The 16,433-nt window shown below is 69.1% G+C and carries 15 protein-coding genes; 8 read left to right on the plus strand and 7 right to left on the minus strand.

The genetic code is table 11. From position 1 onward, the window contains the following. The 5 genes from groL to MXD95_RS02335 form a co-directional block, all read right to left on the minus strand. A partial coding sequence (groL, locus tag MXD95_RS02315) for a chaperonin GroEL (RefSeq protein WP_250638826.1) occupies positions 1 to 1,175 on the minus strand: 1,175 nt, incomplete at its 3' end. Positions 1,176 to 1,596: 421 nt separating this feature from the next. After that, on the minus strand, positions 1,597 to 2,790 hold the full coding sequence (locus tag MXD95_RS02320) for a cytochrome P450 (protein WP_250638827.1): 1,194 nt from the start codon (positions 2,788 to 2,790) through the stop codon (positions 1,597 to 1,599). A 245-nt stretch (positions 2,791 to 3,035) separates the two neighbouring features. Next, a complete protein-coding gene (locus MXD95_RS02325) occupies positions 3,036 to 4,622 on the minus strand; it encodes an AMP-binding protein (protein ID WP_250638828.1) in 1,587 nt (528 codons plus the stop codon). 147 nt (positions 4,623 to 4,769) lie between these two features. Further along, positions 4,770 to 5,540, minus strand: coding sequence for an SDR family NAD(P)-dependent oxidoreductase (locus MXD95_RS02330; RefSeq protein ID WP_250638829.1), 771 nt, complete (start codon positions 5,538 to 5,540; stop codon positions 4,770 to 4,772). A gap of 156 nt (positions 5,541 to 5,696) precedes the next feature. Beyond that, complete coding sequence (locus MXD95_RS02335; protein WP_250638830.1) at positions 5,697 to 6,251, minus strand: hypothetical protein; 555 nt, start codon at positions 6,249 to 6,251, stop codon at positions 5,697 to 5,699. A 239-nt stretch (positions 6,252 to 6,490) separates the two neighbouring features. Between MXD95_RS02335 and MXD95_RS02340 the strand changes: the two genes are divergently transcribed. Genes MXD95_RS02340 through MXD95_RS02355 form a run of 4 tightly spaced genes read left to right on the plus strand, consistent with a single transcriptional unit; the run spans position 6,491 to position 10,950 of the window. After that, a complete protein-coding gene (locus MXD95_RS02340; RefSeq protein WP_250638831.1) occupies positions 6,491 to 7,675 on the plus strand; it encodes an Rv3169 family protein in 1,185 nt (394 codons plus the stop codon). Then, positions 7,675 to 8,901 carry a cytochrome P450 gene (locus MXD95_RS02345; protein WP_250638832.1) on the plus strand — a complete coding sequence of 409 codons (1,227 nt, stop codon included), beginning with the start codon at positions 7,675 to 7,677 and terminating at the stop codon, positions 8,899 to 8,901. The genes MXD95_RS02340 and MXD95_RS02345 overlap by 1 nt, the downstream gene beginning before the upstream one ends. Before the next feature lie 40 nt (positions 8,902 to 8,941). Further along, positions 8,942 to 10,099 carry a phosphotransferase family protein gene (locus tag MXD95_RS02350; protein WP_250638833.1) on the plus strand — a complete coding sequence of 386 codons (1,158 nt, stop codon included), beginning with the start codon at positions 8,942 to 8,944 and terminating at the stop codon, positions 10,097 to 10,099. Then, a complete protein-coding gene (locus MXD95_RS02355) occupies positions 10,096 to 10,950 on the plus strand; it encodes an SDR family oxidoreductase (protein WP_250638834.1) in 855 nt (284 codons plus the stop codon). Before MXD95_RS02350 ends, MXD95_RS02355 begins: the two co-directional genes overlap by 4 nt. Positions 10,951 to 11,069: 119 nt before the next feature. Here MXD95_RS02355 and MXD95_RS02360 read toward each other — a convergent pair whose 3' ends face one another. Continuing rightward, entirely contained in the window at positions 11,070 to 12,086 is a 1,017-nt protein-coding gene (locus MXD95_RS02360; RefSeq protein WP_250638835.1) for an acyl-CoA thioesterase domain-containing protein, read from the minus strand. Between the two features lie 192 nt (positions 12,087 to 12,278). Here MXD95_RS02360 and MXD95_RS02365 point away from each other — a divergent pair, with 192 nt between their 5' ends. Continuing rightward, the gene (locus tag MXD95_RS02365; RefSeq protein ID WP_250638836.1) at positions 12,279 to 13,301 is read left to right on the plus strand and encodes a hypothetical protein; all 1,023 of its coding nucleotides are present in this window, start codon (positions 12,279 to 12,281) and stop codon (positions 13,299 to 13,301) included. A gap of 72 nt (positions 13,302 to 13,373) precedes the next feature. Here the strand turns inward: MXD95_RS02365 and MXD95_RS02370 are convergent, their stop codons facing one another. Continuing rightward, positions 13,374 to 13,772, minus strand: a complete 399-nt coding sequence (locus tag MXD95_RS02370) for a hypothetical protein (RefSeq protein WP_250638980.1) — start codon at positions 13,770 to 13,772, stop codon at positions 13,374 to 13,376. Here MXD95_RS02370 and MXD95_RS02375 point away from each other — a divergent pair. The 3 genes from MXD95_RS02375 to sbnB all read left to right on the plus strand — a co-directional run bounded on the left by MXD95_RS02375 (position 13,715) and on the right by sbnB (position 16,420). Further along, positions 13,715 to 14,080, plus strand: coding sequence for a transposase (locus MXD95_RS02375; protein ID WP_250638837.1), 366 nt, complete (start codon positions 13,715 to 13,717; stop codon positions 14,078 to 14,080). The two genes, MXD95_RS02370 and MXD95_RS02375, sit on opposite strands and share 58 nt — an antisense overlap. Before the next feature lie 380 nt (positions 14,081 to 14,460). Beyond that, positions 14,461 to 15,462, plus strand: a complete 1,002-nt coding sequence (sbnA, locus tag MXD95_RS02380) for a 2,3-diaminopropionate biosynthesis protein SbnA (protein ID WP_250638838.1) — start codon at positions 14,461 to 14,463, stop codon at positions 15,460 to 15,462. Beyond that, positions 15,392 to 16,420 (plus strand): 2,3-diaminopropionate biosynthesis protein SbnB, encoded by a 1,029-nt coding sequence (gene sbnB, locus MXD95_RS02385; RefSeq protein ID WP_250638839.1) that lies wholly within the window; start codon positions 15,392 to 15,394, stop codon positions 16,418 to 16,420. Before sbnA ends, sbnB begins: the two co-directional genes overlap by 71 nt. Positions 16,421 to 16,433: the final 13 nt, after the last annotated feature.

Here is a 16,433-nt window from a genome sequence, read left to right on the forward strand (position 1 = left end):
TGCTTCTTCTCCTTGAGCTCGACCTCGGTGGCCGCGCCGACCTTGATGACCGCGACACCGCCGGCGAGCTTCGCCAGCCGCTCCTGGGCCTTTTCCCGGTCGTAGTCGGTGTCCGCGGACTCGGTTTCGTTCCGAAGCTGGCTGACGCGGGCGGCGAGCTGTTCGGCGTCGCCGAGCCCGTCCACGATCGTGGTCTCGTCGGCCGTGATGACGACCTTGCGGGCCTGGCCGAGCAGGTCCAGCGTGGTGCTCTCCAGCGTGAGGCCGACGTCCTCGGAGATGACCTGGCCACCGGTGAGGATCGCGACATCCTCCAGCTGGGCCTTGCGGCGCTCACCGAAGCCGGGGGCCTTGACCGCCACGCTCCTGAAGGTGCCGCGGATCTTGTTGACGACGAGGGTGGCCAGAGCCTCGCCCTCGACGTCCTCGGAGATGATGACCAGCGGCCTGGAGGTCTGCATGACCTTCTCGAGCAGCGGGAGGAGGTCCTTGACCGCGGCGATCTTGCTGTTGACGATCAGGATGTAGGGGTCGTCGAGGACGGCTTCCTGGCGGTCGGCGTCGGTGACGAAGTACGGCGAGATGTAGCCCTTGTCGAAGCACATGCCCTCGGTGAGCTCGAGCTCCAGGCCGAAGGTGTTGCTCTCCTCGACCGTGATGACGCCTTCCTTGCCGACCTTGTCCATCGCCTCGGCGATCATGTTGCCGATGGCCCGGTCGCCGGCCGAGATGGAGGCGGCCGAGGCGATCTGGGCCTTGGTCTCCACCTCCGTGGCGATGCGCAGGAGCTCCCCGGTGACCCGCTCGACCGCGATCTCGATGCCCTTCTTCAGGCCCAGCGGGTTCGCGCCGGCGGCCACGTTGCGCAGACCCTCACGGACCAGCGCCTGGGCCAGGATCGTCGCGGTGGTGGTGCCGTCACCCGCGACGTCGTTGGTCTTCTTCGCGACCTCCTTGACGAGCTCCGCGCCGATCCGCTCGTAGGAGTCCTCGAGCTCGACCTCGCGGGCGATACTCACGCCGTCGTTGGTCACGGTGGGGACGCCGAACTTGTTTGCCAGAACAACGTTGCGGCCCTTGGGGCCGAGCGTGACTTTCACCGCGTCAGCCAGCCGGTTCACGCCGCGCTCCAGGCCGCGCCGGGCCTGCTCGTCGAACGCGATCATCTTCGCCATGCGTGCTGGGTCCTCTCAGGGGCAGGCCTGCGCGGAGAGATACCAGTCGTCGATGGGGTGCCCGCGACCGCAGGGGGGTGCTCCCGGTGGCGCAGGCAGCCGCCGCACCGAGGATTGGCACTCGACCTCGCTGAGTGCCAGCCACTGTATGTCGGTGGTCTCCCCGGAAACGGCGTCATCGCCACCTCCGAGGGGGCGCCCGTCGCCCCGGCCACCAGATCAGCACCATCGTGCGTCGCCTTTCGCGAGTCGTGCCGGCGGCCCGCGGGAAGCATGGTCGTGGCCGACCGGTGATATCACTCGATAGCGTCTGGAGGTGATGTCACTGGGGGTGGTGTCACTGGCCTAGCCACCCTCACTCGAGGTCGACGGCGGCCAGTACGGCTCTTCGCGCCCAACGGGATCGCGCTCGTGGGCGCGGTCAGCTCTGGTCGCAGCTCACCATGGCGCCACGCAGCTCGTAGGACATCACTTCGTCCCGCCAGGTGATGTCCGGCTCGCGCACCAGCGTGATGCCGGGCACCCGCAGCAGGCGGTCCAGGAACACCCGGCTCTCGGCCATCGCCACCTGGGCGCCGGGGCAGCGGTGGCTGCCGTCGCCGAAGCTCAGATACGAGCCGACCCCACGCTGCCGCTTGGCTCGGTCGGGGTCGATCGTGAACGGGCACTCGCCGACGATCTGTTCGTCGACATTGCCGGCGCGGAGGTGCACCGCGATCAGCTCGCCCTTCTTCGCCGAGCCCGTCTCCGCGTCGATGTCCTCGAGGGCCGCGCGGTGCAGCATCGACGCCACCGGCTCGAGCCGGAGGATCTCCTCGAGCAGGGTGATCTGGTCGGCCTCGTCGCTCGAGAGGAACCGCTCCCGCAGGGAGTCGTTGCCGAACATGTGCCAGGCCGCCATGACGATGAACTCGCGGGTGGTGACCATTCCGGCCACCGCGTAGGTCATGCACTCGATGAGGATCGACTGGGTGGGGTAGTTCTCGTCGAGCAGGTGGGAGATGACGTCCTCGCTCCGCCTGGCCTTGCGCTGGCGGATGGCTGGCCGCACGTCACGCAGCAGGAAATTGATCCCGTGTCCGGCGGTGACCAGCTTGCTGATCCGCCGCAGGACGGGGTTCGCGGGCTGCCTCGCGGCACCGCTCAGCGTCGCCTCGATCCGCTTGGCCATCCCCACCTGATCGCTGTTCGTCAACCCGATGATCTCGGCGGCGACGGCGACGGCGAGCTGGTAGCTCATCTCGTCGAGCTGGCCCCCGCCATTCGCGCGCAGCTGGCCGAGCAGTTTGTCGGTGGTCTTTTCCATCACCACGCGGTGCCGGGTGCTGATCGCCCGCGGCGTGAAGAACTTCTGGATCGCCTGACGCCGGCGCTTGTGCGGCTCGCCGTCGAGGAAGAAGACCGAGCCGTACTGCATGTCGGCCCCGCCCAGCTGCTCGGCGCCCGCCCCGGCCTGGCGGGTGTTCGCGGCGCGCAGCACCGCGCGGCCGAAGGCGAAGTCGTTGACGACCTGGGCGCCGGGTTCGGGGCGCACCCGCTGCGCGGCGAGGACCGCCGACTTGCGGTCGTCCCGGGTCGGATCCATCGGGCAGGAGGGGGCGTCGGTGCTGGTCATGGGGCTGCCTCCGGATGCACGTCAGGACTGGATACGACGGCGCGGGCTCAACCGGGCATCGGTGCTGCACAGATCGCGGCGCCTAAGCCGCCCGCTGCTGCCCGGAACCGGCCGCATCGAGATTACCTTAACGTAGTTAAATTTCTGAGGCTGCCGGTGACCTTCGACCGAATTTTCACTACCGGACGGTCACTATCCGTGTTGGATGTATGAACCTGCTGCTTGGATGGTGACCCCGGGGACGGTCAACCTATCTGCCGGTCGGCGGCAGGCCAGTACCGGGCGCGCAGCGCCACCTTGTCCGGTTTACCGACCGGGGTGAGCGGTACCGCCTCGGCGAACTCCACGTGCTTCGGCGCGTAGTGCGGGCCCTTGCGGTCCTTCACCAGAGCCTGCAGTTCCCCGGCGGTGACCTCGACGCCGGGGCGGCGGATGACAACGGCGGTCACGGCCTCGCCCCACTTCGGGTCGGGCACGCCGATCACGGCGGCGGCGGCGACAGCGGGATGGGCGGAAAGGACGTCCTCGATCTCGCGGGGAAACACATTGAAACCACCACTGACGATCATATCCTTGCGGCGGTCGACGATCGTGTAGAAACCGTCCGGGCCCTGACGGGCCACGTCACCGGTATGCAGCCAGCCGCCGGCGAACGCCTCGGCGGTCGCTTCCGGCTTCTTCCAGTAGCCCTTCATCACCAGCGGGCCGCGAACGCAGATCTCGCCCGGCTGGCCCGGTGGGACGGGTTCGCCGGCGTCGTCGAGCAGAGCGACATGCACCCAGGGCACCGGTCGTCCGCAGCTGGCCAGCCGGGCCGGGTTGTCCGGATCGTGCTCCTCCTTGCGCAGCACGAACAGAGTCTGCGGAGCCTCGGTCTGGCCGTAGAACTGGAAGAAGACCCGGCCCAGCTTCGCCACCGCCTCGCGCAGCCGCGCTGGGGAGATGGCCGAGGCGCCGTAGAACACGGTTTCCAGACTGGACAGGTCCGTGTCGGCGAAGCGTGGGTGGTCGAGAATCGCGTAGATCATCGATGGCACGAGGAACAGCGAGGTGATGCGGTACCGCTCCACCGCGGCCAACACCGCCCCAGCGTCGAACTTCGGTAGGACGACGACGGAGCCACCGCGATGCAGCACCGGGATGATGAAGCTGGAACCGGCGTGGCTCAGCGGAGTGCACACGAGATGGCGTAGGTCCGCCGGCCACTGCCATTCGGAGATGAGGATGTGGGCCATCGCCGCGCTGCCGCGGTAGGTCGCCATCACCCCCTTGGGCGTGCCGGTGGTACCGCCGGTGTAGGCGAGGGCCGAGATCGACTCGGGGTCGACGGCGGGTGCGACCAGCGGGCCGGGCTCGAACGTCGCGGCCAGGGCCAGCAGGTCCTCGCCGACCTCGCTCGGGCCGAACGAGAGCAGCCGGGTGAGACCGGGCAGCCGCTCGCGCAGCGCGGCGGCGCGCGGGGCGAAACTCGGGTCGAACACCAGCGTCTCGATCTCGGCGTCCCGCAGGACATAGGCGTGGTCATCGAGCGAACCGAGCGGGTGCAGCGGGGTGTTGCGGGCGCCGCTCATGAGGTAGGCACCCATCGCGTAGAGCACCTCGGGCCGGTTGCTGGACAGCACCGCCACGCCACTGCCCACGGTCACCCCGCGAGCGGCGTAGGCCTGGGCGTACTGGCTTGTCCGTTCGGCGAGCTGGCCCAGGGTGAGTACCTGGTCGTCGAGGTAGATCGCCGGGCGGGCGGGGTCGCGAGTCAACGCGGCGAGCAGGAGGTCGGGGAAGTATGACCCGCGGTACAGGTCGGCGGGCGCGGAATTCGGATGACCCGTCACCGGGGAGCCTCCTGCTCACTGTGGCGCGGCGCGGCGTGTGTGGGGGGTGGCGCGCGTGGCGTGACTGTCGCGTCGCGGGGCTGCGGTGACGCGAGGATGCGGCCTGCGGTGGCCCTGCCGAAGGCCGGTTGCCCGTGGCCGCCGCGGTTACCTCGGTGGGAAGCGCTGGGCGGCGTCGAGGCGGATGTTCTCGCCGTTGAGGTACGGATTGCGCACGATCATCTCCACGAGCAGTGCGAACTCCTCGGGACGGCCCATCCGATGCGGGAAGATGATGGTGCTGGTCAGCTTGTCCCGCAGTTCCTGACGGGCGCTCAGCATCAGCTCCGTCCCGATCGTGCCGGGCGCGATGGCGCAGACCCGGATGCCCACCGGCGCGAGGTCCCGGGCGAGCGGCAGCGTCATGCCGAGGATGGCCGCCTTCGCCGCGGCGTAGCCGACCTGCCCGGCCTGCCCTTCCAGGCCGGCGAGCGAGCCGGTGTTGATCACCACTCCGCGCTGGCCGTCCTCGTCCGGGGTGTTGCGGGCCATCGCCGCGGCGGCCAGCCGGGTGACGTTGAAGGTGCCGACGGTGTTGATCGCCAGCACATGCTGGAAGGACGCGAGGTCGTGTGGTGTTCCGTCCCGGCCGACCGTCCGGGTGGGACGGGTGCCGCCGCCGGCCACGTTGGCCACGATCGACAACGTGCCGACCGCCTGCGCGGCGTCGATGGCCGCCCGCACGTCGCCGTCGTCGGTGACGTCGCCGGCGACGGCGCTCACGGCCGGGCCCAGTTCGGCCGCCTTCGTCTTCGCCCGCTCGGCGTCCCGGTCGACGATGACGACCGCACAGCCGATCCTGACCAGGTGCGCGGCGGTGGCGCCGCCCAGGCCGCCGGCGCCGCCGGTCACGATCGCCGATGCTCCAGTGAGTTCCACGCTTCGTCGTCCCTGATCCGTGAGAGGTGATGGCGCTGGGAGAGCTCCAGGGCCGTGGCGGCCTGGGTCGGGGGCGGTTGGCCGCTCGGTGACCGGACGACCGCTGAGGTGGAACCGGCCGTCCAGGTCGCGGCCCCGCCGGTCAAGTTTCGCCGGTCAGCTCGCCGGCCGGCTCAGGTTGCCGACGAGGTCGAGGCAGCGTTGCCGGTCGAGCAGCGCGGCGTCCGCCAGCACCGCCGTCTCCTGCGCCCCGGGATTGAGGTAGAGCGACTCCGAGGTCATGACCGAGCCCGCGTCGGTGGTCTCGCTGACGATGAAGAAGGCGAGCGGCGCGACGGTGCGGTGCAGGCCGCCGGTGGGCGCGGCGGCAAGCGTGACGAGTGAGCCGTGACCGGCAATAGTGGTGCGGTCAGCCACCAGATCGTCCAGGCGCAGCCACATCAGTGCCCCGCCGGGGACCGCCCCGAGCCTACGGACCCCACTGACCACCTGGTCGCCGCTGCTTGTCTGGGTCTTCCCGCCAGCGTGGGTGACGAGGGTGAACCCCGGTGCGAGCGCTGCGGCGACCCGGTCGGCGTCCCCGACGAGTTCACCGAGCAGCCGCTCGCGGAACGCGACGAGATTCACCGCCTCCGGATCACGGGCCCGCTGCTCGTCGATCCGCCGAAATGCCTGGACAAGGTCGCTTTCCGCGGGTTCGATGCTGGTCATCGGGCCCCTTTCGGCGGGCGCGCGCATCGCGAGGGTGCTACACGGAGTCACTGGTGGCTGCTCATCTTGAACGTGTCGAGACAAACATGCCATATTGTTCTGCTGTAAGACAGGGCTGCTGTTTTGTCGGTGCCGGGCGCGACCGTGGCGTCCGTGGATCTCCCTCAGGGCGGCGCCCCGACGAGGCGGCCGGACGCCCGGTGGCCGCCTCCCCGCGATGACGAGGGGACGGACTGCACATGGGCCCGAAGGACATCGGGGCGCTGCGCGGCGCGGATGAGCAGCTCAACCACCAGATCGCCGACACGTTCGCCACGGTTGCCGAGTCCGACCTGGCCTGGACGGAGAAGATCTGGGCGTCGCTGGCGAGCACCGACGGCTCGCTGCAGGTCGACTTCGGCCTTGGCAAATACCACAACCGCGGGATCATCGACGGGTTCGCCGGCGTCTCCCGCGGTCACCAGCAGTGGACGGTGCGCGGTAGCCGCGAGCTGCGCGACAGCCCTGAGCTGACCGGGGTCGGGCCGATCGAGTACGAGGTCGTCGAGTCGCTGAAGCAGGTGCGGTACCGCCTTGCCCCGAACGACGTCCAGCCGATCTCCTTCGATCTGGTGCTCTCGGGGGTGACCCCGCCGTTCTTCGAGGACCGCAACCTGGTCCGCAACCGCCGCACCGGGCGGGTGGATGTCAACGTCATCCGCTATCACCAGGGCGGCTGGGTGAGTGGGACCGTGACGGTCGACGGCGTCACCCACGAGGTCCGCGAGCAGGACTGGTACGGGTTCCGTGATCACTCCTGGGGCGTGCGGCAGTCCGTCGGCGTCCCGGCGCCGGATCTGATCAAGAGGACGTCGTCCGGGAGCAAGCGCACCGCGAGCACGCCGGAGGCGCACCGGGGCGGGATGAAGTGGACGCCGGCGTTCCTGCGCCGCCCTGACGGCACCTTCTACGAGATGGCCGTGTTCATCGCCGAGGGCGCCTGGGGCTACACCTCGGCGTACATCAACGAGGCGGACGGCCGGCAGGAGCGGATCCGCGACGCCGAGGTGCACATCGCCTACGACACCCGCACCCGGTTCGTGTGCGGCGGCGAGCTGCACCTGATCACCGAGGCCGGGGCCAAGCGGGTAATCGAGGTCGAGGTGCTCGGCGAAAGCGGCTTCTTCCTGCGCCCAGCCGGCTACGGCGCCTGGGGTGGCCATATCCACGGCTCCTGGCAGGGCCCCCTGCATCTGGACGGCGAGTACATCGCGGACTGCTGGGCCGACGAGCGCCTTCCCGAGCTCGGACAGCTGCGGGACACCCCGATCCGGGTCCGCGAGGGCGACGCGGTCGGCTACGGAATCATGGAGAGCCTCATCGGCGGCGTGTGGCCCGAACTCGGCCTGACCGCGGAGTCCGACCACCAGGTGTCGTACGCGTGATGAGTACGAACGTGACGAGCCTGGTCGCCGCCGAGCGGCGGATCAACGTGCTGGATCCGGATTTCTACGTGGATCCGTGGGAGTCGTACCGCTGGCTGCGGGACCGCGCGCCGGTGTTCTGGGACCCGGTGCAGCGGCTCTGGGTGCTGTCGCGATTCGCCGACGTGATGGCGGCGGAGAAGAACACCGAACGGTATTCCTCGTTCGCGGGATCCCGTCCGCATATCGATCTGCGGACCGACGAGTCCATGATCAACCTGGACGACCCGGAACATCACGAGGCCCGAGTGGTCGTGGCCCCGCGCTTCGCGCCGCGGGCGATGCGGGGCCACGAGGCGTATGTCCGTGAGATCGTCACCGAGATTCTCGATGCGGTGACGCCGCTGGGGGAGTGCGAGGCGATCGAGGCGATCGCCTCGCGGCTGCCGGCCATCGTGATCGGTGACCTGCTGGGCTATCCGCGGTCGGACTGGGAGCGCGTGCGGCACTGGTCGGAGCAGATCATGCTGCTGTCCGGGCAGACCTCGCCGAGCGGGCCGCCGCATGTCACGCATCCGGGAATCATCCCGGTCATGCGGGAGTTCACCGAGTCGACGATCATGCTGATCAAGTCCCGTCGGCAGGAGCCGAAGGACGATCTGATCTCGCTCTGGGCGCATCAGCTGGGCTGGAGCACGAAACGGGTGCTGGACGAGACGATCCTGCTGCTCGACGGCGGCGCGGAAACGACCCGCACGGTCCTCGGGACCATGATCCATGACCTGGCGCTGCACCCCGAACAGCGGCGAATCCTGGTCGAAGAGCCGGAACTCCTGGCGTCCAGAGCGACCGAGGAGTTCATCCGCTGGGTCTCGCCCGTGCTGAACATGCGACGGACCGTCACCGAGGATCACGTGCTGCACGGTCAGGAGTTGCACGAGGGCGACCAGGTGCTGCTGCTGTATCCGGCGGCGAACCGGGATCCACATGCGTTCGACGATCCCGAAGTGCTGGATGTGCGCCGGGTGGCGACCCGTCACCTGGCCTTCGGGTTCGGGACGCATGTCTGCCTGGGAGCGAACCTGGCCCGCCTCGAGATCCGGGTGATGTTCGAGGAGTTGCTGCGACGGATACCGGACTGGGAACTGGTGGATCCCGAGGAGCCGAAGATCCTGCCGGCGACGTTCGCCCGGGCGTACGACCGCATCCGCATCCGCTACACACCGACCCGCCAAACCCCTGCCTGAGGAGTCCGCAGTGTCGGATCGGAGCATGTCGGGTCAGAGCATGTCGGATCAGAGCGCGTCGGATCAGGGCCGGTCGGACAACCACGAGCTTGACCGCCTGGTCACCTGGTTACGGTCCCAGCTGCCGTCGGCGACGGGACTGCGCCTGGTGAACCACGACCGGCTCACGCTCGGCCACTCCGCCGACATGGTGATGCTGAGCCTGGCGTGGACCGCGGACGGCACGGAGCACAGCCGCGACGCCGTGCTCCGCTTCGAGCCGCCGTCACCGGGCCTGCTGGAGCCGTACGACCTGCCCCGGCAGGTGCGGATCCTGCGAGCGCTGGAGACGTCCGACGTCCGCGGTCCCGCCGTGCTGTGGTCGGACGAGCACGGAGAGCTGTTGGGTCGGCCCTTCTACATCATGGAACGCCTGCCCGGGAGCGTCTACGAGCAGGTGATCCCGGCCGAGCTCGATGCCCGCCCCGAGACGATCCGGCGGATGACCGAAAGCCTCGTCGAGCAGCTCGCCGCCATCCACCGGGTGGACCTGCGGGCGACCGGGCTCACGGCCCTCGGGGACGGCCGCTCCTACCTCGACAAACAGCTGGATCACTGGACGGCCGAGATGCGCCGGGTCGCCCGCGGCCCGCTGCCGGGCCTGGAGCGGCTGGCAACGGAGCTGCGGGCACGTCAGCCGGAGCCGTCCGAGGCCGTCACCCTCGTGCACGGCGACCCGAAGCCCGGGAACTTCGCTTTTGTCGACGGCGAGGTCAGCGGCGTGTTCGACTGGGAGATGGCCGACGTCGGTGATCCGCTGGCCGACCTCGGCTACCTGGAGCTGCTCTGGCGGACACCGTCGTTCTTCACCGCCCGGCCCTCGGCGCTGACCTTCGCCGAGGCGTGTGCCCACTACGAGCGGCTGGCCGGCATCCCGGTGCGCGGCCTGCCCTGGTACAGCGCGTTCCAGACGTACAAGACCGCCGTTATCCTGCTGGTCGGAACCATGCTGTTCGACGCCGGCCACACCGATGACCCACGGTTCGCCACCATGTCGATGGCCATCCCCTATTACACCCGGCGCGCACTGAGCCGCCTCGGGGTCGAGGGCGACATCGACCCCGGCCCGGTGAACGCGCGGTCCGAACGCCTGGCGCTGCTGGCGGGCTCGCCCGCACCCGCGCGACAGCCATCGACAGGAAGAGACGACAAGGCATGACGGACCAGGCTGCGACACCATCGGTGCTGGTCACCGGCGGCGGCACGGGTATCGGGGCGGCGATCGCGCGACGGCTCGCCACCGAGGGCACGGCGGTCACCATCTGCGGCCGCACGGAGAAGACCCTCCTGGCCACCTCCGAGGCGATCAACGCCGACCTTGGGCGGACCGCGGTGCGTTACCACATCGGTGACGTGACGGTCGAGGCGGACGTGGCGCGGATCGTCGAGGCGACCGCGCAGTGGCAGGGCGGCCGACTCGACGGGGTCGTGTCCAACGCGGGTGGTGGCGGGCCGCTCGCCCCGCTGCACCGGCAGGACGTCGACGAGTTCGTCCGGGTGCTGCACCTCAACGTCGTCAGCGCCCTGTTGCTGCTCAAGTACTCGGTGCCGGTGTTCGCCCCGGCCGGGTCCGGCTCGTTCGTGGGCATCTCGTCGATCGCCGGGCATGTGACGCACCCCTACTTCGGCGCCTACCCGGCGGGCAAGGCGGCACTCGAGGAGCTGATCCGCAATGCCGCAGACGAGTACGGGCCGGTCGGGATCCGGTTCAACGCGGTCCGCCCGGGCCTGACCTCCACCGAGATCCTGAGCTTCGTCACCCCCGGGACGCCGGTGTACGAGAGCTACGACGCGAACACCCCGCTCGGCGGCGCCTCCGACCCCGACGACGTCGCCCAGCTGGTCAGCTTCCTGCTGTCCCCGCGGGCCAGCCGCATCACCGGTCAGATCGTGAACGTCGACGGCGGGCTGTCCCTGCGCCGCGGCCCCGACTACTCAAGCTTCGTCGAGCCTCGCTTCGGCGGCCGTGCCGCCATCCTCGGCCTGCCCGAGGGCGCCGCCCTGTCCTGATCCGGCGGCCTCCTGATCCGGCGGCCTCCTGATCCGGCGGCTACTGGCCGGCGGGCTGATACTCATCCGCCAGTCCGACCCGGCTGACCCCGCGCCATCCGGCAGGCCGGGCCGGTGGGTCAGGCGGACGTCGCCCGAAGCAGGGTGACGGTGGCGAGGGCGAGAATCCGGTCCTCGGCACCGGCGTCGACCACCGTCATCGTCACCACGCAGTGCTCGCCCGTGTCGCGCACGACCCGCCCGGCCGTCCGGGCCGGGCCGGAGCGGACCTGGGCCAGGTAGTGCAGCTGCAGATCGATGGTGATGGCGTCGGGGCACATCGCCTCGGCGGCGGCCTCGACCAGCGCGGCCAGTGCCCCGCCAAGAATCGTGCCGATGCTGTTGAGGACGGACGGCCCGCGGTCCAGCTCCAGCTGCCCGGTGGCGGCGTCGAGGAGCCGCAGGCCCAGCGCGTCGTGCAGGTGGTCCGGCGGCGGTCCGACGACGTCGGCGGGCGGGCGGATCTCGCCGATCCACTGGCCGGGGTCGTAGTCGTCCATGCCGGGGGCGGCGATCCGTGGGATGCGGGCGAAGGTCACCAGCGCGCGTCCCGCTCTGGTCAGGCCGGCGACGTCCTGCTGGGGGCCGCTTCCCGGCCCGCTCGCCGAGCCGCTGGTGGTCCCGGTCCCGGTCGCGGGGGCGGTGTCGACGAGCCTGCGTCGCAGCTCGTGCGGGTCGTCCACGCCGTGCGCGTCGTAGATCTCGGCCGAGGCGATGACGGTCTTCTTGCCGACCCGGACGAGCTGGCTGTCCACGACGATCGGACCATCCATGATCCGGCTCGCGCCAAGCACGGAGATGTCCTGGGTGGCGGTCCAGTCCGGCCGGGTCGCGATCAACGTGGGATGGGACGCGCTCACGTCGAACAGGCTTATGATCGCCGCCGCCGAGGCGAATCCCGCCCGGGAGCGGACCGCCCCGGTCAGCGGCGCGATGGTCAGGCACCGCTGGTCGGAGACGAGCAGTTCGGTGAACGCCATGTCCGAGAGGAAGCTGTGCCGGACCGGCTCCGCGGCGGTCGCCGACGCTGAGCCGGTCCGGTCGGCGGCCCCGGTTCCGGGGGCGGCCTTGGCGGTGACGGGGGCCTCGGCGGGCATGAGCATCCTCCACGGAGCCGCTGGTGAGCCCGCGGAACGGCGGGTGGACGTGACGTTACCGAGGATCCGGGCCGGATTCCTCCGACCGGTTGCCCGCACCGTCACGGGTGCGACGGTTCCTGGCGAGGAATATTTCCGGCAAATTGACCAGAAGTTCACGCAAACAGGTCATAGGCCCCACCATCTGCGGAAATGCCGGCGGGAGACGAGACCCACCAGCTCGGCGCCGCCTCGGAGCTCGAGATCGTGACGAAGCCGTTCGTGGACTCGGCGGCGGCGCGCACCGCGCTCACCGTCGCCGCCCAGATCGCCGTGAAGCTCGCCGAGGGTGGCAAGCGTGACCTGACCTTCGACCAGGGCACCGCCTTCGCGGGCGGCCGGTTTCCTGATGGCCGCTCAGATGTGTTCGCGGCGACCGCGGTGCCGCGCTCACGGTTCGTCGACCCGGTGGACCCGGCCAGGCCCGACGTCACCAACAAGATCTTCGACTTCACCGACGACCCGTTCACCCAGGACGTCCACGCGGTGACGCTGAACCTGCCGTCCCCGCAGCTGCCGGCCCAGACCCTCGTCTCGGTCAACGCGGACTCGCCGAGGTCCGCGTTCCTGGCCCTGCACCGTACCGACTTCCACGCGATGTACCGGTCACTGCCGCGCTTCGACCGCGATATGATCGCCGCGCTCGACATCAGCGCGGCGATCTGGCCCGAGCAGTACGGCGGCTCCGACCACCGCAATATCTTCCCGCTGCCCTACCGCGCGGACCCGCTGGTGCGTGATGTGACCGTCCGTATCGGTGCGCCGCCGGTGGAGAAGAACGAATGGGTGCCGCGCGGGCTGATCGCTGACCGCCCGGCCCGGTGGAGCCTGATCAGCCACGGCCCCACCATCCGGCAGTGGTGGACGTCGGTGCTGGCCGGCGACGAGACGCGGCAGAACGTCGTCAAGGACGCGGCCTCCCGGCCGCCCGGCCACCGTGGCCGCGACCGGCGGTACCTCGCGGACTTCCCCGACCCGACGGTGGAGAACAAGGCCGACTTCTACGGCATGGGCGCGTTCCCGATGGACGTCGGCGCCACCGCCGACGATCCCCTGGCCGTCTACGAGATCCGGGCCTTCGTGGACGACGCCTCCATGCCGAGCAAGGCAGAACTCACCCTTGACAAGTGGGGCACGGTCGCGGATGTCTTCTTCGCCCACTATGTCCTCCGATAGTCACGGACGAGGGCTGCGGAGGCCCAGGCGGGCTCAGTCGGCGGTAAGCAGGGCAGGGTGCGAATACGGGGCTCACCGATGGCGAGCCTCGCGGGTCCAGGTGCGGGCCGAGTCGGCCCTGGGCTGCAGGTCGTCGAAAGTGATCTCATCCTGCCCGTCCCGCCCGCCCTGCACCTGACGCACGATGCGCAGCATCTGAGCCTCGTCGTCGGCGGTGATGTCGCAGATCGACGACAGCAGCCGAAACGGAAACGTCTTCGCCGGCCGGGCTACCGCGCCGTGGTCGACGGTGCGTCGGGCCCGCTCGACGATGTGCACCTCGGCGGGATCAGCCGTGCCCCCGTCGACCCGGCGACACAGCGCGTCCCACTCGTCGTAGATCCGGAGCACCTCGGCGCCGAAGTCGACGGTGATTGCCAGCTTGGGCCGGCGCCGGACGTAGATCCAGCGCAGAATGCCAGGTCGAGACACGGATCAAGGAACACAAGCTCGGCGCGGGGCTGCGCCACCTCCCGTCCGCCGACCCACAGGTCAACCGGGTCTGGATGTGGGCCGCGATCCTCGCCGGCTGGCTCTCCGCGCTCCTCCAGGCGATCTCCGGCTACGACCGGCACGCCGGCCGCGCACACGCCGCCCGCCTCCGCCACGACCTGCTCCAGGTTCCCGGCCGGCTCGTCCGCCACGCCGGCCAGCTCCTTCTGCGACTGTCACCCGGCCGCGGCCACCGACTCACCGACGCCCTCGCCGCGCTACACGCAGCCAGCCCAGTCACGACCTGACCGACACCACCACCGCTCTCACCAGCCCGAAAACACAGGAACCCGCATACCCGGAGCGCATCCGGGCTCCCCGCACGCGCGGAAACGACCAGAACCCTCCCAGACCCGATGTCGATCAATCCAGAAGCCCGTCCACGATCTCCAACGGCACTACTGGCGGATCTAGGTCTGACCGCGTGAGCTCGAAGTATGGCTGCGGATGAGCCGACAGATAGCGTGTCGATATCCGGTGAATACTGGCGGGTGGGACTCTCGTCTTGCCCGCCCGGGAGAGATGGATTATTTGACGCCAAGCATACCCCGGGTCTTGATGAAGGCGCCTTGAGTCGGCAAGGAGAGAGGTCGAATTGTTTGCCCGGGAAAGGACGCACCCCACAGGTGTGCTGGCCGCAGTGGGAGCCACGCCACTTGTGGAACTGCAAAGGCTTGTCCCCGGGGTCGGCTTCCAGATCTTCGCCAAGCTGGAGTCGTTCAACCCAGGAGGGAGCATCAAGGACCGCGTCGCATACAGCATGCTGGCCCCTCTGATCGACAGTGGCCGGCTGGTTCCTGGCCACTCAGTTGTCGTCGAATCAAGCTCCGGGAACCTGGGGATCGGGCTGGCGCTTGTCTGCCGGTACTTCGGGCTCCGATTCATCTGCGTGGTGGACGCGCTCACCACCATGCAGAACCTGGCCGTGCTACGGGCTTTCGGCGCGGAGGTCGATCTGGTGACGACGTTGGACCCGAAGACACAGTCGTATCTGCCAACCCGGCTGGACCGGGTCCAGGAGCTGTGCGCGCAGGTGCCTGACGCGTACTGGCCGAACCAGTACGCCAACCCGCTCAACGCCCAGGCACACGAAACGACCATGGATGAGATAGTCAGTGCCCTCGACCACGATCTCGACTATCTGTTCTGTGCGACGAGCTCCTGCGGAACCCTGCACGGCTGCGCTCGTTACGTGCGCGAACGCGGCCTCAGTACGACCATCGTCGCCGTCGATGCTCTGGGAAGCGCGATCTTCGGTCAGGCCCGCGCCCGCAGGCTGATCCCGGGCCACGGCGCCTCGATCCGTCCAGCTCTGTTTGCGGATGGCCTCGCCGATGAGATCGTGCACGTCTCCGATCTCGAGTGCGTGCATGGCTGTCGACGGCTCGTCCGTGATGAGTCGATTCTCGCTGGTGGCTCCTCGGGCGCCATCGTGGCGGCACTCCTGCGCAAGGCGCCGCACATCGCGGACGGTGCACGCTGCGTCCTCATCCTGGCGGACCGCGGTGATCGTTACCTGGACACCATCTACGACGACGAGTGGGTGGTCGAGAATTTCGGTGTCGACGCCGCCCTGCTACTTTCTGACAGCCGGACGGAGGAATACGGTGCTGGTTTTACGGGAGAGTGACGTGACTAAAGTCCTCGACGGCGCCGAAAGCGCTGTTCTGGATCTTGTCCGCGTCGTGTATGCAGAGCACGCGAAGGGGCTCTCCATAATTCCCCACTCAGTCTTCCTCCGGTTCCCGGACGACCCCGCGAAGCGCGTCATAGGTCTTCCTGCGGCGTCACGGGGAGACCGTCCCGTGGTCGGCTTCAAGTGGATCGCGTCGTTCCCCGCGAACATCGACCGGGAAATTCCGCGAGCCTCGGCCGTCGTCGTCCTGAACTCGCTGGACACGGGCCGGCCGGAGGCTTTTCTTTCCGCCGCCACGATTTCGGCTCGCCGCACCGGGGCCGGAGCTGCGGTCGCCGCCTCCGTCTTCCCGCCTACGCAGACCGATCGGCTCCTTCTGGTCGGCTGTGGGGCCATCAATCTCGAGGTGCTGCGCTTCTGCCAGGAGGTATTTCCCGATCTTACCGAAATCGCGCTCCACGACCGGGAACAGCATCGCGGCGAGCTGTTCAAGGAGAAGGCCCGACAGCTGTGGCCTCGTCTTCGCTACCGGACTGAGCCCGATCTCGCGGGGGCGTGCCGCGAGTATCCACTGATCTCTCTCGCCACCACGGCCGGCAGCCCGTACCTGACCACCGACTTCAGCCCCGGGACGACGGTGTTGCACCTCTCCCTGCGGGATCTCCCCGTTGAGACCATCCTGGCCAGCCGCAACGTGGTCGACGACGCCGACCATGTGTGCCGCGAGCAGACCTCCCTGCATCTGGCCGAGCAGCACTGCGGCCATCGCGGCTTCATCCATGACGACATCGGGTCAGCAGTGCTCCGCGGGGACGTCAGTTCCGCCCCCGACACCGTGACGGTCGTTTCCCCCTTCGGTCTCGGCGTGCTGGACATCGTGCTCGCGGCCTACGTCCGCGAGCACGCGGGCGACATCCCGCGTGGCGTACAGATCGACGACTTTTTGTTCTGACATTGCCAATGGC

This window comes from Frankia sp. AiPa1 (assembly GCF_023243075.1).
In the GTDB taxonomy this organism is placed as follows: domain Bacteria; phylum Actinomycetota; class Actinomycetes; order Frankiales; family Frankiaceae; genus Frankia.

Excerpts from the sequence above, each read along its gene's own strand:
- MXD95_RS02320 (WP_250638827.1), bottom strand. The coding sequence starts at position 2,790 with ATGACCAGCACCGACGCCCCCTCCTGCCCGATGGATCCGACCCGGGAC.
- MXD95_RS02335 (WP_250638830.1), bottom strand. The coding sequence starts at position 6,251 with ATGACCAGCATCGAACCCGCGGAAAGCGACCTTGTCCAGGCATTTCGG.
- MXD95_RS02340 (WP_250638831.1), top strand. The coding sequence starts at position 6,491 with ATGGGCCCGAAGGACATCGGGGCGCTGCGCGGCGCGGATGAGCAGCTC.
- MXD95_RS02345 (WP_250638832.1), top strand. The coding sequence starts at position 7,675 with ATGAGTACGAACGTGACGAGCCTGGTCGCCGCCGAGCGGCGGATCAAC.
- MXD95_RS02350 (WP_250638833.1), top strand. The coding sequence starts at position 8,942 with ATGTCGGATCAGAGCGCGTCGGATCAGGGCCGGTCGGACAACCACGAG.
- MXD95_RS02355 (WP_250638834.1), top strand. The coding sequence starts at position 10,096 with ATGACGGACCAGGCTGCGACACCATCGGTGCTGGTCACCGGCGGCGGC.
- MXD95_RS02360 (WP_250638835.1), bottom strand. The coding sequence starts at position 12,086 with ATGCCCGCCGAGGCCCCCGTCACCGCCAAGGCCGCCCCCGGAACCGGG.
- MXD95_RS02365 (WP_250638836.1), top strand. The coding sequence starts at position 12,279 with ATGCCGGCGGGAGACGAGACCCACCAGCTCGGCGCCGCCTCGGAGCTC.